Genomic DNA, 26,938 nt, shown 5'->3' on the forward strand with positions numbered 1-26,938 from the left:
ATGGCATTTTATCGGACACTTACAAAGCAATAAAATCAAATATATTGCACCTTTTATTTCGTTAATTCACAGCGTTGACACTTTTAGACTTCTTAAAAATATTAATAAAGAAGCCAAAAAAGAAGGTCGAATTATTCCTTGTTTATTACAACTACATATTGCTGATGAAGATACTAAATATGGATTCTCATTCACAGAGTGTAGAGATATGCTCAAAGAAGGAAAATGGAAGGAACTGAAAAATGTTAAAATAGCAGGAGTAATGGGCATGGCAACATTCACAGAAGATGAGAATCTGGTAAAAAATGAATTTAAAGCTCTAAAAGATTTCTTTAGTGAAATACAAAAGGAGTTTTTTACTACTAATGAAGACTTTACAGAAATATCTATGGGCATGTCGCAAGATTATCCTATCGCTATAAAAGAAGGAAGTACATTAATTCGTGTAGGAAGTAAAATATTTGGAGAAAGAATATATTAATTCATACAAATCAGTTACTTTAGTTAAAAAGTAAAAATTCCGAAAATCTATAGTAATCATGACCGACTTAAAAACAACATTTGCAGGGCTTACTCTGAGAAACCCCATAATAGTGAGTAGCTCTGGACTTAGTAATACAGCTGAGAAAAACCAAAAGCTTGCTGAAGCAGGAGCTGGAGCTATTGTACTAAAATCACTTTTTGAAGAGCAGATTCTTATTGAAACTGATCAAATGATGAGCGATGCATCTGCTTATTCAGAAGGAGCAGATTACCTACAAGAATATGTACGCCATCACAAATTAAGTGAATATCTATCTCTTATTAAAGATAGCAAAGCAGTTTGTAATGAAGTACCAATTATAGCTAGCATAAATTGCTATAGCGACTCTGAATGGATTGACTTTGCAAAACAAATTGAGGCAGCTGGAGCTGATGCAATTGAAATAAATATACTAGCCCTACAATCCAATGTAAAATACCAATATGGTTCCTTTGAACAAAGACATATTGATATCTTAAAGCATATTAAGAATACAGTAAAAATTCCTATCATTATGAAGTTAGGACATAATTTTACTAATCCTATTGTTTTAATAGAACAACTTTATGCTAATGGTGCTGATGCAATTGTTTTATTTAATAGATTCTATCAACCAGATATAGATATAGAGAAAATGAAACACGTAGCTGGACCTGTGCTAAGCCATCCAAGCGAGTTATCTAATGCTCTTAGATGGATAGGCATTGCTTCATCTGAAGTTGAGAAAATAGATTATGCCGCATCAGGGGGAGTACACAATCCAGAAGATATAATTAAAACAATCTTAGCTGGTGCTACGGCTGTGGAAATTTGCAGCGTACTTTATAAGAAATCTGATTCTGAAATCAGAAAAATGCTAACATTCTTAGCTACTTGGATGAATCAAAAAGGATTTGAAAAAATCAGTCAGTTTAAAGGAAAGCTAAACCATCAAGATGTTCGTGGAGCCAATTATTTCGAACGTACTCAGTTCTTGAAATATTTTAGCTCAGCTAAATAAATAAAAAGGGTCTTAAGACCCTTTTTTTATTCTTATTAATTAATCTTATCTATTATTTTCTGAAGCAAGTAAGTTGCATTTAGATTTTTAGCAACTCCCTTTTCCATACGATACGTATATTTTATTTCTTCGGCCAATTCTATTTCAAAACAATAGTTGAAATATTTTTCACTACCCTCGGAAAGCTTTGTTAGATCCAAATCGTGAGTTGCTATTATACCCGATACTGGCAGTTTCGAAATTTCCTGCAATAATAATTTAGAACCTTTTAATTTATCAATAGAATTTGTCCCTTTTAATATCTCATCCAAAATGATAAGTGTATGCTTATTAGACTTACAAGACATTATTAAGTCTTCTAAACGAATTAACTCAGCATTAAAATAAGAAATATTCTTCACTAGATTATCACTTGTACGCATACTAGAAAAAAGATTCATCGGTGTTACTTGAAATGATTTAGCGCACACAGGCAAACCATTTAAAGCCATAATAAAATTCACTCCAATAGATCGCAAGAACGTACTCTTACCAGCCATATTAGCACCTGTTATTATAGCGAATGTTTTCTGATCTAAAGAAAAGTCATTTCTTACAACTACTTCTTTAGAAATAAAAGGATGATATACATCCTTTGTTCTTAACACTGGAAGCTCACCTTCTAATAACTCGACATCACAATTTTGTGGATTATTATAAGCATATGTTCCTAAACTAACTAAAGCATCAAACTCACCTAAAACATTTACCCAAGCAGGCATAAAAGGAGCATTCTTTTTCTTCCAGACTAAGTATTTACTCAAAGTCCAAAGATCATTCATAAACAAACCATTAAAAATCACATAAGTTAAAAGATTTGCTCGTTGATCAAACTTGTTTAGGATAGCAGATAATTCAGTAAAAGCTTTTGTTACATCTACACTATTATCGAGACGTAATTTACTCTGCAAACTCTGAAGTTCAGCCCCCTGAAACTTTATATCTATAACATGTTTGATTAATTCTCTATAAGGCTTAAAGCCCTTTAATAACCCACTTACCTCATTTGCAGCTTTGGTTACTTTACCAGATAAAGTAATGCATATCAACAATTGAATGAGAAATAAAGTGGAAGGAAATGAAACAGGAACTAAATCGTAAATAGATGCTATAATCAAACCTATTGTAGAAATTGATGAAAGAAGCATAACCAGTCTCATCCCTTTAGATACAAGTGATGATTTTATACTCTCCGTTTGCAAACTCTCAGCAAGCTTAGACAAGTCATAATGAGCATCAATTCCAAAAGAAAGAAATAAGATTCTCCAGTTCATTTGTTGTGCTAACTCACGAATAGATTCTTGTCTTTCCTTAATTTTAGTCACAGATAACTCTAGGTTTTGTAGATAATTGGCTAGTTTTATTCTTCCTAATTTAGAAACAGTACGATTGATACGATTGAATAAGGAGTCTTTACCAAAAAGGTCTAAGTCATATGAATAGGAATGTTTAGCATCTACAAATTCGGATCCATCATCAAAGACAGAAAAATCTCTATTCAAATATTTTATTTCATTTTCTAATGTTATCTTTATCTGTATATGTAAATTTATATTTTTCTGCAACTTGCTGTCTAAAAACATAATAAGCAAGTATAATCCTAAAAACACAAAGGATACAAGCCCCCACATTGCATTTAAGTTTTCGAAAACATATTGATAAAAAGCATATACTGCAAAACCAAACGAAAAAAGTTTAGCCCATAGAAGTATTTTACTCGAACGATGAAGTTTTGACAAAGTAGATTCTTCTAATCCAATAGAATCTGAATAGTGTTTTTCAAGCATAACAAGTCTTTAATGATATTTTTATTCTTGTCAAATATAGAGTAAGATTATTAAATGCAAGAAAATAAAATGTAAATATTTAATAACAGACTCTTATTTTATGGAATCTTCTTGAGTGCTGTAATCTGAATTAGTTTATTATTAAAATTATTCAACTCCCTACTCCAGTAATAATCTTTAAATCTATCAACCTGATTAAGAATAACTGAAGGTATTTGAGGATAATTAGTAAGTGTATCTTGAGCCACAACACCCAAATTTGCAGAAAAAAAGGAATAAGGAGTATTGATAATCTCTTCTGAAAGTTTGATATGGGTATTTACTGGTGTAGAAAGTTTTAAATCTTGTAAATATCGAGCTAGCAAAGTATAATCCCAACTTATAAATAGATTATTTTTATAATAAGACAAATAAATCACTCTCAAATCACGGCTAGTTTCAGTTAGTAAATTCAAAAACAAAGGAGCTGGTAGAGCTTCAGTACCCCAATGATTATACAAACTCTCTTCACGAAGTAATGATTTTATGATCAGTCGTTGATTTTGTTTTAACTTAGTCATACTGCTCTGTACAAATTCAAAGCTAGACAGTGGAAGTCTCAAAATCACTTCCGAAGAAACTATCGTATCTTGAATACGAACTCCCCAAAGACCATCACTCATCGCATCTAATAGAAAATCTCCAAAACAACTATTCCACTCTTGCTCACGAGAAGATATTATAGTATCTTCTTCTGCATGGAGCAACTGTTCTTTTATTTGGCTCTCTGACCAACGATTAATGCTAAATGCATCTTGGGGTAATTGTATTGTATCTTTTATCGTATTTTCTGAATACTCTTGTAGCGTATAATAATGACTAGACTCAACATCCAACTCGGTGAGACAATAAAAAACAGAATCATCAACAATTAAATTAAAGCGCTGCCATACTTCTTCAGAAGACGTATTATTGGAAATAGAGTTTTCTCTCCCTTCAGTAAAATAATTTGATTTTGCATATATAACTGCATTCACCTCTTCATTTTTCAACAAACTGTAAGATGCTTTGAAAGAGCTATCCAATAAAGAAGAAGCTCCTAAATAGACATCGACAATAGACTCAATAAGACACTTCTCATAACTGATAATATGAATATTATTCAAAGTAACCGAAGTAATAAACTTTCCGGATTTCAAAGGATATATAAACAGCTCCACTCCTTTATAGACAAAACTCTTTGGAGGAGAAGAGAGGACAGCATACTTTTTTAAATAAGTGTCTAACCACTCATTAAAGATGTTCAGAAAAGGGAAAAGAAGCACCTCTCCATTACCTTGCAATCCTTTCTTACTGTAAGTAAGTAAGAAGGGTTGATTTTTGTTTAAGAAAGAGGGCTTGACTTGAATAAAATCATGTACCAAAGAAACATTTTCTACATCACCACTTAACCGATTATAATAGGGTATTAAATTATCTATGGAATGAACTTCATAGATAGCCTCAACAGATGAAGGAACTATCGAGTATATATCTTCTAAAGATATGGTTTTAGAATTCTGGACTTTAAAATACAAACCAATACTACCCACAAGTAAAACTAGTAGTAGAGAAGTAAAGATGAGTTTGTATTTATGTAGATTCATATTGATATGCTTTAAGGTGTAGAATAGCAAACATAAGCATATTTACAAAAAATGTATAGTATTTGGAGTAGTTTAAATACCTAAAAAGTAATTTCTAATCCATCAAATGCAAAAAATTGGGTGTCAGGAAGTTTTTTCTCTGTCACAGCTTGTAAACCGATATCATGACTCATATGAATAAAGTAGGTCCGCTTTGCATTGATACGCTTAGCTACTTCTATAGCTTCAGACAAAGATTGATGAGTACGATGTGGCTTAATTCTCAAAGCATTAATAATTAAAACATCTAAGTCGTGCAGGTGTTGATAAGATTCTTCAGGCATATAAAGCATATCTGTAATATAAGCCATTTTCCCTATCCTATATCCAAGAATTGGCAGTTTACCATGAATTACGGTAAAAGGAATTATCTCAATTCCTTGCACTTGAAAATGTTGACCAGGCTGTAGTGTTCTTAATGCTAATTGTGGTATTCCTGGATAAGATTTATCTATAAAACAATAAGGCATTCTCTGTTTTAAATGTTCTACTGTTATATGATTTGCATAAACAGGCAGCTCTTTAAAGTGGGAAAAAGCTCTCAGATCATCAATACCTGCCACATGGTCAAAATGTTCATGAGAAATCAACACAGCATGAATAGGATCAAAAGGGAGAGGCAATATCTGCGTACGAAAATCAGGACCACAATCTAGTAATATACGTACTCCTTCTTCTTCATAAAGAACTGAGGTTCTCAAACGAACATCTCTGGGATCTTTAGAATGACAAACTTCACAATTACACCCGATTGTAGGTACTCCTGTTGAAGTACCACTTCCTAAAATTCGAACTTTTACCATTAACCTATAAAATTTACTTCTGGATATATCTCTATACCAAATTTCTGATAAACATCCTTTTGAATAGCTTTAGACAAAAGAAGTACATCACTACCTGTAGCAGTACCCTTATTTATAAGAACTAAAGCTTGTTTATCATGTACCCCTGCTTGTCCTATTGATTTACCTTTCCATCCACAGATATCAATCATCCAACCTGCTGGTATTTTAATATGATCTTCATCAATTCTATAAAATGGCATATCAGGATATTCTTTTTGAATTTTTTCAAAATGGACTTTATCTACTACAGGGTTCATAAAGAAACTACCAGCATTACCAATTTGTTCAGGATCGGGTAACTTTGTTTGACGTATTTTAATAATAGCCTCTCGTACATTTGCTAAATTTACATCTTCATAATCACTTAAAGCTCGTTGAATACTACCATAGGCCAGATTGTACTGTTCTTGCTTACTCAGTTTATAATGAACATGCGTAACAATAATATTTTTATTCTCTTTCTCTTTAAATATGCTATAACGATAAGCATACTGACACTCTTCGGGAGAGTAATTACGTTTTCTTCCTTCTAAGTCGATAGTTTCAACCAGCTGAATAAAATCTTTTACTTCTACACCATAAGCTCCAATATTTTGAACAGCACTAGCTCCTACTTCTCCAGGTATTAATGATAAGTTTTCTAATCCATACCAACTTTTTGATACAGTATAAGCAACTAACTCATCCCAATTAACACCAGAGCCTACACGTAGTACAAGAGACTTTTCATCTTCTTCTACTATATCTATATCTTCTATCTTAGAATGTAAAATAGTACCGTCATAATCTTCTAAAAAAAGGAGATTACTTCCTGAGCCTATATGCAAAAAAGGAGGTACTACCTCCCCTGTTTCTATTAAAGACTTTAAACTCTCTTTCGAAGAGTACTCTATAAATTTCTTCGCTCGCACATCAATGCGAAAAGTGTTGTGCGAGCGAAGAGAATAATTATTTTTTATTTCAATCATATGATTCTTACTAATCAAACTCCAATATCTTCAAATTTAAATAATTCCCAAACACCTTTTCTATTTAATTTAAAGAAAAAAACATTTGAAAAACCATTTCCGATACCCTTCACTGCTAATATTTTTGTTTTAGATTTGGGGTTATTCGGTTGACCATAATTGATATTAACCAATTTTGTACTAGGTAGTACAGGTTTTAAATTCCTCCAACTATTAGAGTCTATAACGGTTTCAAGAATTTCAAAATCATCTTCTGGATCTGTTGTTACATACTCTAAAGGATGAGTTAATCGAGAAAGCTGGAAAACTGTATCTGTGGCAAATTTACCATAAAACTTCACAAATTCCTCATTTTGATATTCTTCAAGATGCCCCATAGAGATTGATTCTAGCATCCAAATAGCATTTGTTCTTTTAAAATTATACGATTTTGTACTCTTATCACATAAATATAACCACTCAACGCGAGCATCTGTTAAATCGGGCTGACTCACCATATCCATATCATCTTCTTTATCAAAAAGAATGGTATAAAAAGCTTTATCTGTGAACAAGGTATCCACCACCCAATTATTTCTATCTAAGAAAGATGAATCTAAATTTTCCTCGATTACAGGAAGTGGAAATTTAGTTCGTTGAGCTTGAAAGTCTGGATTAGCAGCATATGCAAACACAAAATCATCAAAAGATTCATCCACACCCATATGATATGGTTCTCCTGAGAAATCCATTCCTAATGAGTCTTCCAAAATAAAATCATCAGTGTATAGCTCTTCATTCGCATAAACATTCTCTTCGACTTTTTTCTTTGGAGAACCCCCACAAGCCATAATAAGAATGCAAGAACTTAGAACAAACAGCTTCTGAATCTTTGTAATTTTAATCATAACTTTAAATAGCTTATTTTTTCAAACGAGCAGATAGCTTTTCTAACATATCTACAGTCATTGAAGATAAATCATACTCAGGCTTCCAGCCCCATTCTTGGCGAGCACAAGTATCATCAAGGCAATCTGGCCAGCTATCTGCAATTGATTGTTTCAATGGATCTACTTGAATTTCCATTTCAAACTCTGGCTTATGTTTCTTTATTTCGGCATATATAGTTTCGGGAGCAAAACTCATAGAAGCTATATTAAATGCGTTTCTGTGAATTAATTTAGTCGGATCAGCTTCCATTAAGCTGATAGCAGCACGAAGAGCATCAGGCATATACATCATGTCCATCAACGTACCTTCTGCTATTGGACAAATAAACTTTTCCCCCTTAACAGCCGAATAGTAAATATCAACTGCATAATCAGTTGTACCACCACCTGGAGGGGTTACATTAGAGATTATCCCAGGAAAACGTACTGCTCTAGTATCCAAACCATATTTTGTATGATAGTAATCACTTAACATCTCTGTTGTGACTTTTGATACACCATACATGGTTCTTGGACGTTGAATAGTATCCTGTGGCGTTTTATAAGCAGGAGTCCCTTCACCAAATGAACCAATTGAACTTGGAGTAAAAACAGCACAATTATTTTGACGTGCCAATTCTAAAACATTCCACAATCCATCTATACCAATTTTCCAAGCCAAACGAGGCTTTGATTCTGCCACAACCGAAAGCAATGCTGCGAGGTTGTAAATTGTGTCAATGTTGTATTTTTTTACAATAGCTTCTAGTTGCTCAGGGTTAGTAACATCAGCCAATTCTGATGGGCCTGATTCCTTTAGGATTCCTTTAGGTTCACAACCTGTTATAAACCCAGCAACTACATGGTCATTACCATAATGCTTCCTTAATTCGAGCGTCAATTCTGAACCAATCTGTCCAGTTGATCCAATAACTAATATGTTTTTCATTAAACTCTAATTATGACATTAATATAAAATGAATCGTAGTACAAAGTAAGTATTTTTTTCTTAGATTTAATATTAAACGGAATTGTTTATTTAATTAAAAATAGTGTCCTTTGTATTAAGCGAAAATTTCAACTATAAAACAAGTTTTTTATGTACGGAAAAATGAAAGAACACCTCAGCAATGAATTAGCTGAGATTAAAGAAGCAGGTCTTTACAAAGAAGAAAGACTTATTGTTAGCCCACAACAAGCATCTATTACTGTTAAAGGAGAAGAAGTACTTAACTTCTGTGCTAATAACTATCTTGGACTATCTAATCATCCACGCCTTATTGAAGCTTCAAAAAAGACTCTTGACGAAAGAGGATATGGAATGTCTTCTGTAAGATTTATCTGTGGAACTCAAGACATCCACAAGAAACTCGAAGCTGCCATTTCAGAATACTTCAAAACGGAAGATACTATTCTGTATGCATCTTGCTTCGATGCCAATGGTGGTGTATTTGAGCCTCTTTTTACGAAAGAAGATGCAATTATTTCTGATGAATTAAATCATGCTTCCATCATTGATGGTGTGCGTCTTTGCAAGGCACAACGCTATCGTTACAAAAATGCAAATATGGAAGATCTTGAAAGATGCCTGAAGGAGTCTCAAGCACAACGCTTCCGCATCATCGTTACAGATGGAGTATTCTCTATGGATGGGAACGTTGCTCCTATGGACAAGATTTGTGACCTAGCAGACAAATACAATGCTCTAGTTATGGTAGATGAATCACACTCTGCTGGTGTTGTTGGTGAAACAGGTCATGGCGTAAGTGAATTATACAATACGTACGATCGTGTTGATATCTATACGGGTACTCTAGGTAAAGCTTTTGGTGGAGCTATGGGCGGTTTTACAACTGGTCGTAAAGAAGTAATTGACATGTTACGCCAACGTAGCCGTCCTTACTTATTCTCAAACTCTTTAGCTCCTGGTATTATTGGTGCTAGTTTAGAAGTATTCAAAATGCTTAAAGAAGACCATAGCATTCATGACAGATTAGCTGAAAACGTTAGCTATTTCCGTGATAAAATGCTAGCAGCTGGATTTGATATTAAACCTACTCAAAGTGCTATCTGTGCTGTTATGTTATACGATGCTAAGCTATCTCAAGACTTTGCTACTCGTATGCTTCATGAAGGTATTTATGTTACTGGATTCTATTTCCCTGTAGTTCCAAAAGAAGAAGCACGTATTCGCGTTCAACTTTCAGCTGGACACAATCGTGAACAACTAGATAAATGTATCAATGCTTTTATCAAAGTTGGTAAAGAACTAGGAACAATCAAATAATTGTATCCTAATTAAGATATAAGTAAGGCGTTCTTCTTCAAAGGAAGGACGCCTTACTTTTATTATCAACTAATCTATTCTTATTATATCCTAGTTTAGTCTATTACTGAGTCACAATCATATTTCTTCAAAAAGTGAGACGCAGTAGTTTATAATAAAAAAGCTCTCGTTAACACGAAAGCTTTTTTATTATTTAAAATAGATTCTCTATTATTTTTCTTGTTGAAATGTTTTTAAGATGTGCTTATCTAAATACATCAAACCACGTTCGCCTGCTTGCTTTATTCGAGTAAGCATTCTGTCAGCGGAGTCTTCTTCTTCTATTTGTTCACGAACAAAACTAAACAAGAAATCTTGAGTAGCATAATCTTTTTTCGCTACTGCTAATGTCATAATTTCATTGATTCTATCAGACACATGACATTCGTGTTTATATACATTATCAAAAATTTCTTCTATTGTACCCCATCCTTGAGGAACTACATCAACTTTATCAACTAGAGCTTTACCACCACGTGTAATTAAGTAATTAGCAAATTCATGTGCGTGTTCTGTTTCTTCAATAGATTGAGCTTTCAACCATGCAGCGAAACCATCATAACCCAAATCAGCCACATAAAAAGACATTGATAAGTATAGATTTGCAGACCAAAGTTCTTCAGTGATTTGTTCGTTAATTTGTTTTTCTAAATCTTGTGAGATTCTCATAATTTTATGTGTTTAATTTAATTAATCAAATTCTTAAATACACACATATAACAAGATAATGAATCAATTTGTTTTAAATAAATTCATCTGAAGTGTATGCATTTGGTAATGAGCGACAATTATAGGTTGATGCCATTACTTCACCATACGCTCCAGCAGAACGAATAGCCATAAAATCACCTCTAGAAACTTTATTTAAATCAATTGATTTTCCAAAAACATCGGATGATTCACATACTGGTCCTACTACATCATAAGCCTCTAAATCCTCATCAGAAGAAAGATTTTCTATTTTATGATAAGCCTGATAAAGGGCAGGACGAATTAAATCATTCATTCCTGCATCCAAAATGGCAAATTTCTTATTTGTTCCTTCTTTCACATAAAGAACTCGAGATATCAGAGAACCACATTGACCCACTAATGAACGCCCTAGTTCAAAGTGCAATGTCTGATATGAACGAATACGCAAATGTGTATCATAAACATCAAAATAAGATTCGAAGTTGGGAATAGCTTGACGATTGGGATGAGCATAATCAATTCCTAATCCACCTCCTACATTAATATGAGGGATTCTAATTCCTCTACCTTCAAGCCTATCCAATAACTCATTTACACGATTACACAAGGCTCTAAAGTCTGCCATATCCAATATCTGTGAACCAATATGGAAATGTAACCCAACAAAGTCTATCGCTTTCAACTGCTTGACACACTCCATCACTTTATCTAAATCGTGCAAACTTATGCCAAACTTATTTTCAGCCTGACCAGTAGCTATGTTAGCGTGTGTATTAGCCTTTACATTAGGATTGATTCGAAGACACACTTGTGCTCTCTTCCCCATATTCAGTGCTAACTCATTAATAATTTCTAATTCAGGAATTGATTCAACATTAAAACAAAATATGCCCAAATCAAGTCCTAATTCTATTTCCCAATCGGATTTACCAACGCCTGCAAAAACAATATTTTCAGGTTTGAAACCAGCCTGTATAGCTGCTCGTATCTCTCCCCCACTCACACAATCTGCTCCAAAACCATTTTTTCTAATCATTTGGAGTATCTCAGAATTTACATTTGCTTTTAATGCATAATGTACTTTAAACTGATCTTGCCCTTTTAACTGTAATTTAACAGTATCTAAAGTTTCTTGTAAAAGGCGTGTATCATAATAATAAAAGGGAGTATCTAAATTTTTAAACTGATCTAATGGAAATTGTCCTTTCATGTAAAAGTAGATTAAAAAAAAGCGTTTTTAACATCCATTCTAAGGAGAGGCTAAAAACGCTTGTGCTGATTATTTATTAATGATTACCATTAAACAGCCTATCGCTTAATTGCTGCAAGGCTTTATTTTTATCTTCTTTTCGTATTAAGAAGGATATATTGTAGTTACTACCCCCGAAAGAAATCATTCGAACAGGAAGATTGCTCATAGCATCGAGTGCTTTGGCTTCAAAGCCTACATTTTCCCATCGTAAATCTCCTACAACGCAGATAATACACATGTCTTCATCAACTGTAACTGTACCATATTTTTTCAAATCATCTAAAATTTCATTCAGATGCTTTGTATTATCAATAGTCACAGATACGCCTACTTCAGAGGTGCAGATCATATCAATAGATGTCTGGTAGCTCTCAAAGATTTCAAATACCTTACGTAAGAAACCATGAGCAAGTAACATTCTACTTGATTTTATTTTTATAGCTGTAATATTTTCTTTTGCTGCTACAGCTTTTATTACTCCTTGTTCTGAGTCATTGCTCACCAATGTTCCAGGAGCATCTGGATCCATAGTATTCAGTAAACGGACAGGAATATTGGCATATTTAGCAGGTTGAATGCAAGTTGGATGGAGAATCTTTGCTCCAAAATAAGCCAACTCTGCGGCTTCTTCAAATTGTAGATGACGAACAGGTTGGGTATTTTGTACAACACGAGGATCATTATTGTGCATTCCATCAATATCTGTCCAAATCTGAATTTCATCTGCTTTGACAGCTGCACCAATTAATGAAGCCGTATAATCACTTCCTCCACGCTGTAAATTATCTATCTCTCCATAAGCATTTCTACAAATATACCCTTGAGTAATGTATATCTCAGAATCTGAATGAAGTTCTAATTGATTGTTTAATTTTTCTTTGATATATACAGGATCAGGATCTGCATTTTTATCTGTGCGCATAAATTCCAAAGCTGGAAGCAATACAGATTTTACTCCTTGTTCTTGCAAGTAGTAATTCATCATGGCTGTAGAAATTAATTCTCCTTGAGCCAATACCACCTTTTCTTCAAATAGCGTAAATAAATCTTTTGTAAAAGAACGGATATAGTCAAAATGAGATTTTATTAACTCTTTACCTTTTTGTTTAAATTCAGCCGTAGAGTATAACTCTTCAATATGTTTTCGATATTGAGATTCTAATTGATTAATAATTTCATTGGCTCCTTCTGGATTCTTCTTGTAAAGATAATCCGCAATTTCTACCAAGGTGTTGGTTGTACCAGACATTGCTGACAAAACCACAATATTCTTTTCACCATTAGTAATTAATTTGGCCACCTCTTTGATGCGTTCTGCACTACCAACAGAGGTTCCTCCAAACTTCATTATTTTCATTTTCACTACGCTATTAAAATTGTTAAGTATTCCTTTTATTCAATCCTTTATTTCTCTAACATATATTTTTTCGGTTATGTTTTGTAAAGTTTGACTTTTTATTTGAAAAACTTTACTAGGAAACTCCCGAACTAAATATAAATTATGTGTGGCCATTATCACTAATGTGCCCTCTTTAGCCATATGTTGTAAGAGTGTAAAAATAGACTTGCCTGTTATAAAATCCAGATTTCCTGTTGGTTCATCCACCAACAATATGGCTGGTCTATTTAATATAGCTCTTGCTATTGCTATTCGCTGTTGTTCTCCGCCTGATAATTCATAAGGATATTTATCTTCAGACCCTTTCATGTCAACAATCTCAAGTACTTCATCAATGCGTTGATTGATAGCCGCCCATTTTTGCCAACCTGTTACTTCTAAAACAAAACTCAAGTTGGCGTGTATAGTTCGATCGGGCAACAACTTAAAATCCTGAAAAACAATGCCTAACTTCTGTCTTAACTTAGGCAGATCTTTTTCTCTTAATTGGTTCAAACGATACCCTAAAATCTCTGCAATACCACTTTGTATGGGTATCTCTTGATAGAGAGTTTGTAAGAATGTTGATTTTCCAGAACCAACCTCTCCTACTAAATACACCAAATCACCAGAGTTTAGAGACAAATTCACATTCTGAAGTATCACTCTATTACCCTGACGAATTTCTACATTTTTATAGTCGACAAGAGGTTTTTCCATGAATTCATTATTTCACTATAATTAAGGAGATCGTATTATGCTCCATAAGATAGTATATAATATAGTTATAGAGAACAAAGATACAATATAATTCGAATTTTTAGACACGTAGTAATCCTAAAACTCAATAAAGTGTTTTTAAAGGTTAATTCATTAAGCACAAATACCTTAGGAGCAATATCTTTTCTCATCCATTAAAAAGGCTTTTCATTTCCATTTATATCACTTTGTCTATTTTTCTTTCATTCTGTTTTTTATATAACCATCATTAATTACACTTCTAATCAAGCTTTTGCAACAAGAATATTTAACAGACTAAGAAAGAATTAATATCTTAGCAAAATTGAAAACGCAACTATCAAAAAATCATTATTCACTTAAAACACATTACAGTTTTGAAAAAGTATCTATTATTCATTTTCTGTATATTACTCGCAAATAATGGCTTTGCACAAAAAAAACCGTTAGATCATGATGTCTATGATCAATGGGAAAGTGTAAGACAAATGAGAATATCAGATAACGGCAACTACGCATCCTACTTTGTATCACCACAAGAAGGTGATGATGTCTTTTTCCTTCATCATTTAAAAAAGAAAGATAAAACATCTATAGACAGAGTCAGCAGTTATTTCATTACCCCTAATGAGAAGTTTTTTATCGGTAAAATAAAGCCTAAGTTTGCTCAAGCTAAAGCTCATAAAGAGAATAAAGGCAAAAAAGAGGATGCCCCTAAAGACACACTTATTATAGCTTCACTCCCTATCCATAAAATAGACACCCTAGGAGCTATTAAGTCTTACAAAATTGGAGAAAAAGGGAATCAATTTTATGCCTATCAACCTGAGAAAATTAAAGAACCCAAAGATACGACAGACGTAAAAGACACTAAGACAGAAAAAGAAAAGCAAGTAAAACCTCTATTTAAAGAACCTCTTGTTATCAGAGAGTTGGGTTCAGCTTGGTGCGATACAATCAACTATGCAGAGAAATACTTCTTTAGTAAAAATGGTAATCAGTTGGTTGTAGTTACTTCTCCTAATAAAAAGGATACTATTCAGACAGAAAAACAAGTTATTCTTTATGACTTAATAAATAAAAACAAACAAGTCCTAGCATCTGGCTATTACAAGTATCTTACTCCTCGCTTCAATGAAGAAGGAAATATGTTAGCTTTCTTAGCAGCAAAAGATTCTGTTTTACCTACAAACAAAAACTACGAGTTATTACTTCACCGAGCAGGGAGTAAAGATTGTGAAACTTTAATCGCAAAAGATTACAGTGAAAACCTACCGGAGAATTGGGCTTTCACAGATAATAGTACACTTTCTTTTAGTCAGGATGGACAAAAGATTTTCACATCTATAGCTCCCCTTACATTGCCTAGTGATACCATCACTTACAAAGAAGAAAAATCAGCACTAGATATATGGCATTATCAAGATCCTAATATCCAACCGTCACAACTAGTGAATCGAAATAAGGAGGCCAAACGTACCTACACAGCTGTTTTACATTTGAATAATCCGCATACACTACTTCCTATTAGCACAAACCCATTTGAATCTATAAATAGAGTGAATAGAGGAGATGCTGATTTTGCTATTATAACCGACCGTTCGAAACATAATTTAGAATCTCAATGGGGTGGTAATTCTAGTAAAGACATCTATAAATTCGATTATAGAACAGGAAACAAAAAATTACTTCTTGAAGAGTATGATGGTTATATATCAACTTCTCCCAATGGAAATTATTTGTTGATGTATAATAATGAAGATAGAAATTGGTATACCTACAATTTATCTACAGATAAAATCACAAACCTAACAAGTGGCCTAAATGTCAACTTTTGGGATGAAAAAGAAGATATGCCTATGGATCCTTATCCTTATGGTGATGCTGGATGGACAAAAGACGATAAGGAAGTTTTAATTTACGATGCATACGATATTTGGAAGTTTGATGCGAGTGGAAACAAAGCACCCCTATGCCTAACACAACAAAAAGGAAGAGCCAATCAACTCAAATATCGTCATATCTCTTTAGATGAAGAGCAACGCTTCTTTGAACCCAAAGAACAACTTTTGCTTTCTGTATTTAATACAGTGAATAAGGATATGGCCTTGGCTCAATTAAATATAGACAAAGCAGCTGAACCTAGGATGCTCACAAAACAGGAAGCTATCTCTTATAACAAGCTATTAAAGGCTAAAGATAGGAATGACTTTATTTTTATAAAATCAAATTTTGTACTTTGCCCTGACTTATATTACACCAATAATTTATTTAAAACGAGCACCCAACTTTCTCATATCAATCCACAAAAAGACGATTATAATTGGGGTACTGCTGAATTAGTTCATTGGACAGCTTTTGATGGACAGAAATTGGATGGAATAGTTTACAAACCCGAAGATTTTGATCCAAACAAGAAATATCCAGTAATGATCTATTTCTACGAAACTCATTCAAATAACTTAAATGCACACCATATGCCTCAACCAAGTTGGTCAATCATCAACATTTCATTCTATGTAAGTAGAGGCTATGTAGTTTTCTCTCCTGACATTCATTACACTGCTGGTTTACCAGGAGAATCGGCATACAATTGTATTGTTTCTGGTGCAGAAGCTTTAGCTAAAAACAAATGGATTGACAAAGAGAACATGGCTATTCAAGGACAAAGCTGGGGTGGATACCAAGTGGCATACTTAGTAACACGTACCAATATGTTTAAAGCTGCTGGCTCGGGAGCTCCTGTTGCCAACATGACTAGTGCTTTTGGTGGCATAAGATGGGGGTCAGGAACAAGTAGGCAAGTTCAATATGAAAAAGGACAAAGTAGAATTGGTGGCACACTTTGGGATTGCCCAGAGTTGTACATTTTAAATTCTCCTGTATTTAGGGCAGATAAAATAGAAACTCCACTTCTTATTATGCATAATGATAATGACGGTGCTGTGCCTTGGTATCAAGGAATAGAAATGTTTATGGCTATGCGTAGATTACAGAAACCCGTGTGGATGCTTCAATACAATAAGGAAGAACACAATTTAGTAAAAAGAGTGAATCGCAAAGATTTAAGTATTCGTTTGCAACAGTTCTTCGACCATTATTTAAAAGGAGATCCTAAACCAGAATGGATGGAATATGGAGTTCCTGCTACCCGCAAAGGAAAAACTTGGGGTACAAATTTAATGAAACACTAAACTTTGAGTTTTCATTATAAGAACGGCTATCCTATATTATTTTAAAATAGGATAGCCGTTTTTTTAGCTTTATAAAGTCGCTTAAACTATACTACGTCAAATGGTCTAATCTCTCAGAATTGAATAAAAATACGTCACAATAAAAGCTTAAAACTTTAACTTAGTCAAGAGATGATTAGATCAGGGTCAAAAAGTCATCATGTCGGTGTCATGTCATCATCATGTCGGTGTCAAAAGAATTTAATCTCATTATAAAAAAATAAGTGGATTATAATACATTTTCATCATGTATAATTATGCCTAAATTATAGCTAACAGTTTTAAGATTGACAAAGAATAAGTAACTTGTGAGTAATGCACAAAACTCAATAATATCTGGCTAAAAAACACAATATTCATCTTGAAAAGTGTAAAAATCATAACTTATTAGGATTGATACCTATCTCACATATTTGTTACTTTGCAGTAAACTTTGGTGAAAAGCATAATTAAAATGACAAAGCAACTTTTTTATATCGTACTCTTTTGTACCTGCTGGGGATTACAATCTCTTCAAGCTAAACCTAAAACGAACCTAAAATCTATTATTCGAGTAACAAATGACAAAATCACAGATGATGAACTCGATTCATTGAGAAGAAACAATCCTTTCTTTCTGGAAGAGATCGTTATTCAAGGTTTTAAACAAGACAAAGATTACCGTCTTTCTCCTGTCTCTACTAGTTCTATAAATAGCAAACTAATACAAAAAGAAACTCTACTAAGCATAAAAGAAATAACAGGACTTGTACCCAATTTATATATGCCCGATTATGGAGCAAAGGTATCATCTCCCATTTATATCAGAGGGATAGGTTCCAAAATCAACTCTCCATCTGTGGGGCTATATATTGATGGTGTTCCCTATTTTGAAAGCTCTTCTTTTGATTTTAATTTTAGCAACATAGAAAGTCTGGATGTTTTGAGAGGACCACAAGGGACTCTGTATGGAAGAAACACCATGGGAGGTATTATTAACGTATATACAAAATCTCCTATCCACAACCCTGGTACTACTTTTAAATATACGGGAGGTAATCATAATCTATATGATATTACAGCTACACACTCTATTAAAATAAAAGAAGATATGGGAATCTCTTTTTCGGGTAACTATAATTATTTCGGAGGTTTTTTTACTAATGAGTATTTACACGAAAAAGCAGACAAATCAGATGGTGGACAAGGAAGAATCCGATTTGACTGGAATATCACTCCAAAATGGAAATTAAAATTAATAACCTCTCTCGATTATTTTGACCAAAATGGGTTCCCTTATGGATTATATAATACGGAAACAGATCAGACGGAGAATGTCAACTACAATAGACCCACTACTTACATTCGCACCATTTCCACATCGGGAGTTAATGTAGAATATTCAGGAAAAGGTTATAAAATAAACAGTCAAACCTCTTTTCAATACCTCACAGATAATCAAAGGATCGACCAAGATTTTACACCTAAAGATCTTTATGCTGTACACAAAAAAGAAATTCATAGGATGTTCTCAGAAGAATTAAATATTAAATCCGACTCTAAAAACAACTATCAATGGCTCTTTGGTCTATTTGGCTTTCATCAGCACATACATAGAGATCTTAATGTTGAAATGCCTACACAAGGAGTTATCAGCAATAAGCTATATGAAATACCCACTTACGGATTAGCTCTTTTTCACCAATCAACTCTCAATAATATCATCTGGGATGGACTATCTCTTTCTGCCGGTATTCGCTTCGATTACGAACATGCCAATAACGACTATCAGATGAATAATATGAAGGGGGAAACCAATGTAGGCAAAGACGGCTTTGATGAGAAACTCAACTTTAGACAAGTTACACCCAAGTTTACCTTACAATATACAACCTCTAATTTGCAAAATATTTATGCATCGGTTACCAGAGGATATAAAGCAGGAGGATTCAACACTTCCTTCGATAAAAAAGAAGAAAGGACCTTTGATCCAGAGTATAGCTGGAACTATGAACTCGGTACAAAATTAAATTTCTGTAATAACCGATTTTTTGCCGACATAGCACTATTTTATATAGATTGGAAAAATCAGCAAGTTTTTCAACCCATAGAAAGTGGTAGAGGAAGGAAACTAAAAAATGCAGGTAAATCTGCCAGTAAAGGCATTGAGATTAGCTTAAGCGCCCGCCCGGTTGATGAACTTATACTCCAAGCCAATTATGGCTATACAAAAGCGTACTTCAAGAAATATCTTTTTTCTGAAGATATAGATTTTAAAGACCACAGACTACCATTAGTTCCTGATCATACGTTATCTTTACATGCAGATTACACATTTTACAAACCCTTCAAAAAATTAGATGAAATACAATTAGGGGTAACCTATTTGGGTACAGGTAAAATTTATTGGGCAGATAATAATGAATTATCACAAAGTTATTATGATGTATTAAATGCCCAAATATCGTTTAAAAGGAGTGATTATATGCTATCCTTTTGGGCAAAAAACATAACAAATAAAAAATACAATGCTTATGTATCGGCTACAGCAAGTCCTACAGCACAAAAAGGCAAACCTTTCACTATTGGAGGAACATTAACAATCCGATTATAAGCCCCATAAACACGATATGAATCAAGACACAAAGGACGATTTATTAGAGAAAATAACCCCAGGGGCAAGAAGGTTCAATTTATGGACCTTCTTTTTCCTATATATAGCACAATCTATCCCCAAGAGCTTTTTCTCTACCATTATTCCTGTTATCATGCGACAGGAAAACTTCGACTTATCCACTATTGGTATTATGCAGCTCATCAAATTACCGTGGATTCTTAAGTTTTTATGGTCTCCTTACGTGGATAAAAAGTGCCAAACAACAGCCGATTATAAAAGATGGATTTTGGGCTCAGAAATAGTTTATGCTGCCTCCATCTTTGCAGTTGCGTTGATGGATTATACGGTAAATTTCAACACGATTATTACGCTTATATTTATCTCTTTTGCTGCTTCAGCAACACAAGATATAGCTACAGATGCACTTGCCGTACTTTCATTTAGCCATAAGGATAAGAGTATGGTTAATAGTATGCAATCTATGGGTAGTTTTGGTGGTGTAATGATAGGGTCGGGACTACTACTACTCCTTTTCCAAAAGATTGGTTGGAGTAGCCTATTACCCTATGTCGGTCTTTTTGTATTATTAGCCATAATCCCGCTCGTTTTCAATAGAGGATTAACCATTAAGAAAAAAGAGCCTCAACACATGGCGTGTAAAAAAGATATTATTTACTTTTTTACGCAAAAGGGACAACCCATTGGGAGGCAAATCATCTTTCTTTTCTTATTCTATTCAGGGGTTATAGGGACATTAGCCATGCTTAAGCCCTATTTAGTAGATATGGGGTATTCAACAAGTAAAATAGGATTTATATTTGGCATAGTTGGAACCGCAGTAGGCTTTGTAGCCTCTTTTATAGGAGGTTTTATTGTACGAAAAATAGGAAGACATCATTCACGTATTTTATTTGGATCTATGATCCTTCTTTCCACAATTTATTTTTGGGTGATACTTCAAATACCTCATGCTCCACATCTCCTTTATCTAGGCATTATACTTCTTTGGACAAGTTATGGTATGGCTACTATCATTGTTTATACTACAGCTATGGACTATGTTCGTCCAGGAAAAGAAGGAACAGACTTTACAATTCAGACTGTAATAACTCACCTAAGCTCTATGTGTGTAGCTATTGGAAGTGGGTTTGTAGCTGAACACTTTGGATATCAAACGCTAGCCTGTGTAGAAGTAGGACTAGCAACTCTATCCCTTATTTATATATTGATTGCGTTTAAAAAATAATATTATGACTGAAAATCTAATTCAAAAGTACAATATTCCTGTACCAAGATATACAAGCTATCCCCCAGCAAACTTTTTCCATGACCATTTTACTCAGACGGATTATTTAAAAGCAATAGAGCTTTCAAATCACGCTAATCCTTCTCATATTTCTTTCTATCTACACATCCCCTTTTGCAGACATCTTTGTCACTACTGTGGCTGCAACTCTTTTCCTATGATGAAACAAGAGAACATAGATAGATATGTTAGAGCCATATTCAAAGAAATAGAAATGGTAAAGCCTCTGCTCAATAAGAACAGAAAAATTGCTCAAATACATTATGGGGGTGGAACTCCTACAGTATTGCCTGTATCTGTTTTAAAAGAAATAAATGATCGCTTACTTGATGGATTTGAAACAATTCAAAGCCCAGAAATTGCAATTGAGTGTCACCCTGGATATTTAGATGAGAAATACTGGCAAGACTTAACGGGTGCACATTTTAATCGCTTTAGCTTAGGGATACAAGATTTTGATGAGCAAGTTCTTAAAACTGCCAACAGACGACCTTCTCTAATTCCTGTAGAACACATATTCCAGATATTAAGAGAAGCTGATGCCAAAATTAACATGGACTTTATTTATGGACTTCCTCTCCAAACTGTAGAGAGCTTTTCAAATACAATAAGTAAAGCGATTGAACTAAATCCCGATCGTTTAGTTACCTTCTCTTATGCCCATGTTCCTTGGGTAAGTAAGAGACAACTCATATTAGAAAAGGCAGGACTACCCGATAGTGAAACTAAAAAAGCACTATTTGAACAAGCTTCTAAACTCCTTGCAGACGCTCATTATTTGCCTGTAGGTATGGATCATTTTGTTCGCAAAGAAGATGAGCTTTATCAAGCTCTCCATGCCAAACAACTTCATAGAAACTTCCAAGGTTATTGTACCCGACGAACCACAGGGCAAGTCTATGCATTTGGTGTTACGGGTATAGGACAATTGAATTCAGCTTACATTCAAAATGTAAAAACAATTCAAGAGTATATGGAAGTGATAGAAAGCGGTAATCTTCCTATAGCAAAAGGATACACCTTGACAGACGAAGAACAGATTACACGAGCGGTCATAGAATCGTTGATGTGCAACTACGCTATTTACTGGGAAGAGCTTTCTACACACCTTCATCTAGAAAAAGATGAAATATTAAAAGCTATTCGATATAAAGAAAGTGAACTACTCGCTTTCCAAGAAGATGGACTCATTCATTTTTCAGAACAAGGAATAGAAATGACTCCCAAGGGTAAGTTGTTTGTACGTAATGTAGCTGCTTCGCTAGATAAATTGATGGAAAACACCACTAAGAAATTTTCTAAACCTGTATAAATTGAGGAGGAGATAAATGATAAAAGAGAAATACGATGTTGTGATTATAGGTGCTGGACTAACAGGACTAACTGCCGCCTTCTATCTACATAAAAAAGGAAAGAAAGTAGCCGTCATTGAACAGAATAACCGAATTGGGGGACAAATAGAAACTTTTAAAGAAGAGGGTTTCACCTTTGAAAAAGGACCAAATACGGGTGTTGTTTCCTACCCAGAAGTAGCAGAGCTCTTTCAGGATTTAGCACCTCTATGTCAATTGGAAACGGCAAAAGAAGAATCTAAAAGAAGACTGATATGGAAAGGCTCACAATTTCATGAAATACCTTCTTCAATGCTAGGAGGTTTACTTACTCCTTTATTTAGCTTTACAGATAAGTTTAGAATCTTAGGAGAACCTTTTCGTCAGAAAGGAACAGACCCCGATGAATCTGTAGCAAACTTAACACGTAGAAGGTTGGGTAAATCTTTTCTTAACTACGCTGTCGATCCATTTTTATCGGGAGTATATGCAGGTAATCCTGAAACCCTTATTACTCGATTTGCCCTACCCAAACTATATAATTTAGAACAAAATTACGGTAGCTTTATAAAAGGGGCTATGGCCAAAGCAAAGATACCCAAATCAGATCGTGATAAACTAGCTTCTAAAAAGGTCTTTTCAGCAAAAGGAGGATTAAATGAAATACCTAAGGCTATAGAAAAAAAGATAGGAAGTGAGTTTATTTTTATAGGAGCAAAAAACACTCAGATTCAGCCACAAGGAAACTTATGGATTACACAGTTCAATACTTCTGATAATTCTTTTGAATTCACTTCTCAAGAAGTTATAACAACAACAGGTGGATATGCGTTACCCCAAATATTACCCTTTATTGAATGTAGTGACATGAATAAAATAGCCAATTTACACTATGCTCCTGTTGTACAAGTTAGTGTGGGAGTGAAAGATACAGAGGGCTTAAAGTTTAATGCATTTGGGGGATTGGTACCTTCTTGTGAGAATAGAAATGTATTAGGCATCTTATATCCTTCCGCCTGCTTTGAGGGACGAGCACCCAGAGAAGGAGCATTATTCTCTTTCTTTATTGGTGGAGTAAAACACGTAGAACTTACAGAAATAAGTGATGAAGAACTGAAAAAGTTGGTTATTAAAGATTTTCACGATATGTTGAAATTCCCTAGCAATAAACAACCAGACTTAATACATATCTTCAGACACAAACATGCTATCCCACAGTACGAACTAAATAGTGGAGAACGCTTTAAGACCATTATAAGCCTAGAGCAGACCTTCAAAGGTCTTCATATTGCAGGAAACGTAAAAGGAGGTATTGGTATGGCAGATCGCATACGACAAGGAGTAGAAATAGCTCGCTCTATTTCTTAAAAGAACTCCTTGAGTTAGAATACAAATAGTCCCCTTGTAATGATAAGGGGACTATTTATTTTTACTAAATGTATCGCTCTTGCTTAATCTAAAAACTCACGAATTGTATCATATGTAATTCCATCAAAATCAGGAATAATATAATCTGACAGATGAGCAATTTCATCAGAAGTACTAGTTGTTGTTAAACCTACTACTACCGCCCCAGCATCTCTTGCTGCCTGAAGTCCATAAATTGAATCTTCAAAAATAACAGTTTCTTTAGGAGAAGCATTAAAATACTCCATTGCCTTTTGATAACATTCAGGATTTGGCTTAGGATGAGACACCATATCCACTGTCACAATATAATCTAATAACTCTTTTAACCGAGGATGTTGGCCAAACACTATTTCCATTTTCCTATTATTAGAACTAGTAGCCATCCCTATTTTTACTCCTTCAGCCTTCAGGTGCAACATAAATTCCTCAGCACCTCTTATATAATTAAAAGGCATAGTATTTTCTAAATGATCTATTTCTTTATCTAAGAGGGGAATTAAATGCTGATGATCTGTAAAATATTTTTTATAAATAACATCATCCGTTCTTCCTTTAACAATCTTTCCAAAATTCTCTATATTTAGATACTTTTTTCCCTGATCATCCCAAAACTCAGTGTAAATAGTCTCGGTATCCATAATAACTCCATCAAAATCAAACAATACGACTCTTTTTTTAGACATAATAACGAAGTGTTTAAATGTTTTTAGTATATATTCCACATAAAGATTGTCATAAACGCTGATAACAACAAATTAATTAACTTTGAGGAGCTTTGTCCTTTCCAATTCAAAATTATTTTAGTTATTTTCGCACATACAGTTTCCTATTCTTATTCATTCTAATTTATAGAAATTAATCATTATGATTTTTACAGCAGAAAACATCCTTCTCATCGGATCTATACTACTCTTTGTGAGTATCGTGGTAAGTAAAACAGGATATCGATTTGGCGTTCCCACCTTATTACTCTTCCTTTTTGTCGGCATGATCTTTGGTTCTGATGGGTTTGGTTTGCAATTCAATGATACAGGCGATGCTCAATTTATAGGTATGGTGGCCTTAAGTATTATACTATTCTCTGGTGGTATGGACACCAAATATAAAGAGATAAAACCCATTATTGCTCCTGGCATCGTTCTCTCCACCTTTGGAGTATTCTTTACGGCTCTATTTACGGGATTATTTATATTCTTTTTGTCGGGAATGTCGTGGACTAATATACACCTACCCATAACCACTTCTTTATTACTAGCAGCCACCATGTCATCTACTGACTCTGCTTCAGTATTTGCTATTCTGCGCTCTCAAAAGATGAATTTAAAAGAGAATCTACGTCCAATGCTTGAGTTAGAGAGTGGAAGTAACGACCCCATGGCATTTATGCTAACTATTGTACTCATTCAATTTATAGAATCCTCTGGGATGGGTGCAGGTCAAATAGCCCTCTCTTTTGTTACCCAGTTTGTTGTAGGTGGTGTTGCTGGATACATATTTGGTAAGCTTGTCATATTTATTGTCAACAAAATCAATATGGCTAACGCCTCTTTATATCCTATTTTAGTGTTGTCTTTTGTGTTTTTTACTTTTGCTATTACCGATGCAATGAAAGGGAATGGATATTTAGCTGTATATATTGCAGGTATATTAGTAGGAAATAATCGAATGATGTACCGTAAGGAGATCTCTTCTTTTATGGATGGATTTAGCTGGTTATTCCAAATCATCATGTTCTTAACACTAGGTTTACTAGTTAATCCTCATGAATTATTGACAATAGCTCCTGTCGCTATTCTTATTGGTGTATTTATGATCATCTTAGGTCGTCCACTGAGTGTCTTCTTATGCCTTCTGCCATTCAGAAAGATTTCACTCAATGCAAAGCACTTTGTTTCGTGGGTAGGACTAAGAGGAGCTGTACCAATCATCTTTGCAACCTATCCAGTAATGCATGATGTACCAGGCGCTGATGTTATCTTTAATATCGTATTCTTTATTACCATACTATCTCTTGTAATTCAAGGAACATCCATATCCTTTGTAGCTAAGCTACTACATCTATCAACACCCTTAAAAGAAGAAGGAAATCAGTTTGGAGTGGAATTACCCGAAGAGTTGAATACGCATCTTTTTGAAATCACGGTAAACGATGCTATGCTAAAACATGGTAACACATTAAAATATATGAGTGTCCCTCAAGGAACATTGGTTATGTTAGTGAAACGAGGCAAGCAGTTTTTAATACCGAATGGTTCATTGGTACTTCATATAGATGATGTATTATTACTCATATCTGAACAAGAAAAAGCAATTTCAGATGAAGCGGTACAAAAGGTTCATGTAGAAATGCATACAGATACAGAAAATTAATAAATAATAATGTAAAAATATTTTCACATTAAAAGATTGATTTTAAACAGGATAAGTCATACCCCTCAAATTTGATTAAAAATATTTTATCTTATTATTTGCGTAGTCAAAAAGTTCGACTTATATTTGCATCGCATTTGAGAGAAAATGACAAAGGAAGTTTGGGTGAGTGGCTGAAACCAGCAGTTTGCTAAACTGCCGATCGGGTAACCGGTCCGGGGGTTCGAATCCCCCAGCTTCCGCAGTGTACGCTGATTATCAGCTACTTAATAGTAAGAGGTACTAAATCGAGTACCAAAACAAGCAAAACAAGGGCATTCTATTAATTTAGGATGCTCTTTTCTTATCTACCTACCCTATATATATAGAGATTCTTGTGGATCACCTGCAAAACTGGGGGGATAACTTATTAAGCAAATAGTTTAGTCACTCTAAATAGGAAGAAACTAATATCTGTAACCCCTCTTAGTTGAGTCCTAAAGGCTTTTAGTTTAGCGTTAAAACTCTCTGCAAAAGCATTTGTTGATCGATTGTTGAAGAAGTTTAATATTTCATCATAATGTGAATAGAT

General features: G+C 34.0%; 21 protein-coding genes and 1 tRNA gene. 10 read left to right on the forward strand and 12 right to left on the reverse strand.

The features are described from left to right. Both K8V80_RS01880 and K8V80_RS01885 read left to right on the forward strand, forming a co-directional pair. The coding region (locus K8V80_RS01880; protein ID WP_276775055.1) for a YggS family pyridoxal phosphate-dependent enzyme at positions 1 to 481 on the forward strand (481 nt) is incomplete at its 5' end. Between the two features lie 58 nt (positions 482 to 539). Beyond that, the gene (locus tag K8V80_RS01885; protein ID WP_006744381.1) at positions 540 to 1,523 is read left to right on the forward strand and encodes a dihydroorotate dehydrogenase-like protein; all 984 of its coding nucleotides are present in this window, start codon (positions 540 to 542) and stop codon (positions 1,521 to 1,523) included. Positions 1,524 to 1,558: 35 nt separating this feature from the next. Here K8V80_RS01885 and K8V80_RS01890 read toward each other — a convergent pair whose 3' ends face one another. From K8V80_RS01890 to K8V80_RS01915, 6 genes are all read right to left on the reverse strand, one after another. Then, on the reverse strand, positions 1,559 to 3,349 hold the full coding sequence (locus tag K8V80_RS01890; RefSeq protein ID WP_276775057.1) for a MutS-related protein: 1,791 nt from the start codon (positions 3,347 to 3,349) through the stop codon (positions 1,559 to 1,561). Between the two features lie 98 nt (positions 3,350 to 3,447). Continuing rightward, positions 3,448 to 4,974 carry a hypothetical protein gene (locus K8V80_RS01895; protein ID WP_276775058.1) on the reverse strand — a complete coding sequence of 509 codons (1,527 nt, stop codon included), beginning with the start codon at positions 4,972 to 4,974 and terminating at the stop codon, positions 3,448 to 3,450. An 80-nt stretch (positions 4,975 to 5,054) separates the two neighbouring features. Further along, positions 5,055 to 5,816: an MBL fold metallo-hydrolase gene (locus K8V80_RS01900; protein WP_006744378.1), complete on the reverse strand. Its 762-nt coding sequence runs from the start codon at positions 5,814 to 5,816 to the stop codon at positions 5,055 to 5,057. After that, entirely contained in the window at positions 5,816 to 6,826 is a 1,011-nt protein-coding gene (gene murB, locus K8V80_RS01905; RefSeq protein ID WP_276775061.1) for a UDP-N-acetylmuramate dehydrogenase, read from the reverse strand. The genes K8V80_RS01900 and murB overlap by 1 nt, the downstream gene beginning before the upstream one ends. 14 nt (positions 6,827 to 6,840) lie before the next feature. Beyond that, on the reverse strand, positions 6,841 to 7,713 hold the full coding sequence (locus K8V80_RS01910; protein ID WP_006744376.1) for a DUF4348 domain-containing protein: 873 nt from the start codon (positions 7,711 to 7,713) through the stop codon (positions 6,841 to 6,843). A gap of 13 nt (positions 7,714 to 7,726) precedes the next feature. Beyond that, a complete protein-coding gene (locus tag K8V80_RS01915; protein WP_006744375.1) occupies positions 7,727 to 8,683 on the reverse strand; it encodes an NAD-dependent epimerase/dehydratase family protein in 957 nt (318 codons plus the stop codon). Positions 8,684 to 8,833: 150 nt separating this feature from the next. On the opposite strand from K8V80_RS01915, the gene kbl reads away from it, so the two are divergent. After that, entirely contained in the window at positions 8,834 to 10,021 is a 1,188-nt protein-coding gene (gene kbl, locus K8V80_RS01920; RefSeq protein ID WP_006744374.1) for a glycine C-acetyltransferase, read from the forward strand. Positions 10,022 to 10,231: 210 nt separating this feature from the next. Here kbl and K8V80_RS01925 read toward each other — a convergent pair whose 3' ends face one another. The 4 genes from K8V80_RS01925 to K8V80_RS01940 form a co-directional block, all read right to left on the reverse strand. Continuing rightward, positions 10,232 to 10,729, reverse strand: coding sequence for a ferritin (locus tag K8V80_RS01925; protein ID WP_006744373.1), 498 nt, complete (start codon positions 10,727 to 10,729; stop codon positions 10,232 to 10,234). Between the two features lie 73 nt (positions 10,730 to 10,802). Next, positions 10,803 to 11,963: a diaminopimelate decarboxylase gene (gene lysA, locus K8V80_RS01930; protein WP_276775065.1), complete on the reverse strand. Its 1,161-nt coding sequence runs from the start codon at positions 11,961 to 11,963 to the stop codon at positions 10,803 to 10,805. A 76-nt stretch (positions 11,964 to 12,039) separates the two neighbouring features. Next, positions 12,040 to 13,362, reverse strand: coding sequence for an aspartate kinase (locus K8V80_RS01935; RefSeq protein ID WP_006744371.1), 1,323 nt, complete (start codon positions 13,360 to 13,362; stop codon positions 12,040 to 12,042). 39 nt (positions 13,363 to 13,401) lie between these two features. Further along, positions 13,402 to 14,103, reverse strand: a complete 702-nt coding sequence (locus K8V80_RS01940) for a cell division ATP-binding protein FtsE (protein WP_276775068.1) — start codon at positions 14,101 to 14,103, stop codon at positions 13,402 to 13,404. A gap of 395 nt (positions 14,104 to 14,498) precedes the next feature. Here K8V80_RS01940 and K8V80_RS01945 point away from each other — a divergent pair, with 395 nt between their 5' ends. The 5 genes from K8V80_RS01945 to hemG all read left to right on the forward strand — a co-directional run bounded on the left by K8V80_RS01945 (position 14,499) and on the right by hemG (position 23,955). Beyond that, complete coding sequence (locus K8V80_RS01945; RefSeq protein WP_276775070.1) at positions 14,499 to 17,315, forward strand: S9 family peptidase; 2,817 nt, start codon at positions 14,499 to 14,501, stop codon at positions 17,313 to 17,315. Between the two features lie 493 nt (positions 17,316 to 17,808). Continuing rightward, entirely contained in the window at positions 17,809 to 19,947 is a 2,139-nt protein-coding gene (locus K8V80_RS01950; protein ID WP_276775071.1) for a TonB-dependent receptor, read from the forward strand. A 16-nt stretch (positions 19,948 to 19,963) separates the two neighbouring features. Continuing rightward, the gene (locus K8V80_RS01955; RefSeq protein ID WP_276775073.1) at positions 19,964 to 21,196 is read left to right on the forward strand and encodes an MFS transporter; all 1,233 of its coding nucleotides are present in this window, start codon (positions 19,964 to 19,966) and stop codon (positions 21,194 to 21,196) included. Between the two features lie 4 nt (positions 21,197 to 21,200). Continuing rightward, a complete protein-coding gene (gene hemN / locus K8V80_RS01960; protein ID WP_276775075.1) occupies positions 21,201 to 22,568 on the forward strand; it encodes an oxygen-independent coproporphyrinogen III oxidase in 1,368 nt (455 codons plus the stop codon). 16 nt (positions 22,569 to 22,584) lie between these two features. Beyond that, complete coding sequence (gene hemG, locus K8V80_RS01965) at positions 22,585 to 23,955, forward strand: protoporphyrinogen oxidase (protein ID WP_276775077.1); 1,371 nt, start codon at positions 22,585 to 22,587, stop codon at positions 23,953 to 23,955. Positions 23,956 to 24,038: 83 nt separating this feature from the next. Here hemG and K8V80_RS01970 read toward each other — a convergent pair whose 3' ends face one another. Then, positions 24,039 to 24,680 carry an HAD family hydrolase gene (locus K8V80_RS01970; protein WP_276775079.1) on the reverse strand — a complete coding sequence of 214 codons (642 nt, stop codon included), beginning with the start codon at positions 24,678 to 24,680 and terminating at the stop codon, positions 24,039 to 24,041. 181 nt (positions 24,681 to 24,861) lie between these two features. On the opposite strand from K8V80_RS01970, the gene K8V80_RS01975 reads away from it, so the two are divergent. Further along, the gene (locus K8V80_RS01975; protein ID WP_006744363.1) at positions 24,862 to 26,367 is read left to right on the forward strand and encodes a potassium/proton antiporter; all 1,506 of its coding nucleotides are present in this window, start codon (positions 24,862 to 24,864) and stop codon (positions 26,365 to 26,367) included. 155 nt (positions 26,368 to 26,522) lie between these two features. Then, positions 26,523 to 26,609 (forward strand) — tRNA-Ser (locus K8V80_RS01980). A 167-nt stretch (positions 26,610 to 26,776) separates the two neighbouring features. On the opposite strand, the gene K8V80_RS01985 is transcribed toward K8V80_RS01980, so the two are convergent. Then, positions 26,777 to 26,938: transposase (locus tag K8V80_RS01985; RefSeq protein WP_276775082.1), on the reverse strand; the 162-nt coding region annotated here is incomplete at its 5' end.

The organism is Bacteroides coprosuis (assembly GCF_020741705.1).
In the GTDB taxonomy this organism is placed as follows: domain Bacteria; phylum Bacteroidota; class Bacteroidia; order Bacteroidales; family Bacteroidaceae; genus Bacteroides_E; species Bacteroides_E coprosuis.

What these genes read in the sequence shown, in the direction of transcription:
- K8V80_RS01885 (WP_006744381.1), top strand. Translation starts at nt 540, where the DNA reads ATGACCGACTTAAAAACAACATTTGCAGGGCTTACTCTGAGAAACCCC.
- K8V80_RS01890 (WP_276775057.1), bottom strand. Translation starts at nt 3,349, where the DNA reads ATGCTTGAAAAACACTATTCAGATTCTATTGGATTAGAAGAATCTACT.
- K8V80_RS01895 (WP_276775058.1), bottom strand. Translation starts at nt 4,974, where the DNA reads ATGAATCTACATAAATACAAACTCATCTTTACTTCTCTACTACTAGTT.
- K8V80_RS01900 (WP_006744378.1), bottom strand. Translation starts at nt 5,816, where the DNA reads ATGGTAAAAGTTCGAATTTTAGGAAGTGGTACTTCAACAGGAGTACCT.
- murB (WP_276775061.1), bottom strand. Translation starts at nt 6,826, where the DNA reads ATGATTGAAATAAAAAATAATTATTCTCTTCGCTCGCACAACACTTTT.
- K8V80_RS01910 (WP_006744376.1), bottom strand. Translation starts at nt 7,713, where the DNA reads ATGATTAAAATTACAAAGATTCAGAAGCTGTTTGTTCTAAGTTCTTGC.
- K8V80_RS01915 (WP_006744375.1), bottom strand. Translation starts at nt 8,683, where the DNA reads ATGAAAAACATATTAGTTATTGGATCAACTGGACAGATTGGTTCAGAA.
- kbl (WP_006744374.1), top strand. Translation starts at nt 8,834, where the DNA reads ATGTACGGAAAAATGAAAGAACACCTCAGCAATGAATTAGCTGAGATT.
- K8V80_RS01925 (WP_006744373.1), bottom strand. Translation starts at nt 10,729, where the DNA reads ATGAGAATCTCACAAGATTTAGAAAAACAAATTAACGAACAAATCACT.
- lysA (WP_276775065.1), bottom strand. Translation starts at nt 11,963, where the DNA reads ATGAAAGGACAATTTCCATTAGATCAGTTTAAAAATTTAGATACTCCC.
- K8V80_RS01935 (WP_006744371.1), bottom strand. Translation starts at nt 13,362, where the DNA reads ATGAAAATAATGAAGTTTGGAGGAACCTCTGTTGGTAGTGCAGAACGC.
- K8V80_RS01940 (WP_276775068.1), bottom strand. Translation starts at nt 14,103, where the DNA reads ATGGAAAAACCTCTTGTCGACTATAAAAATGTAGAAATTCGTCAGGGT.
- K8V80_RS01950 (WP_276775071.1), top strand. Translation starts at nt 17,809, where the DNA reads ATGACAAAGCAACTTTTTTATATCGTACTCTTTTGTACCTGCTGGGGA.
- K8V80_RS01955 (WP_276775073.1), top strand. Translation starts at nt 19,964, where the DNA reads ATGAATCAAGACACAAAGGACGATTTATTAGAGAAAATAACCCCAGGG.
- hemN (WP_276775075.1), top strand. Translation starts at nt 21,201, where the DNA reads ATGACTGAAAATCTAATTCAAAAGTACAATATTCCTGTACCAAGATAT.
- hemG (WP_276775077.1), top strand. Translation starts at nt 22,585, where the DNA reads ATGATAAAAGAGAAATACGATGTTGTGATTATAGGTGCTGGACTAACA.
- K8V80_RS01970 (WP_276775079.1), bottom strand. Translation starts at nt 24,680, where the DNA reads ATGTCTAAAAAAAGAGTCGTATTGTTTGATTTTGATGGAGTTATTATG.
- K8V80_RS01975 (WP_006744363.1), top strand. Translation starts at nt 24,862, where the DNA reads ATGATTTTTACAGCAGAAAACATCCTTCTCATCGGATCTATACTACTC.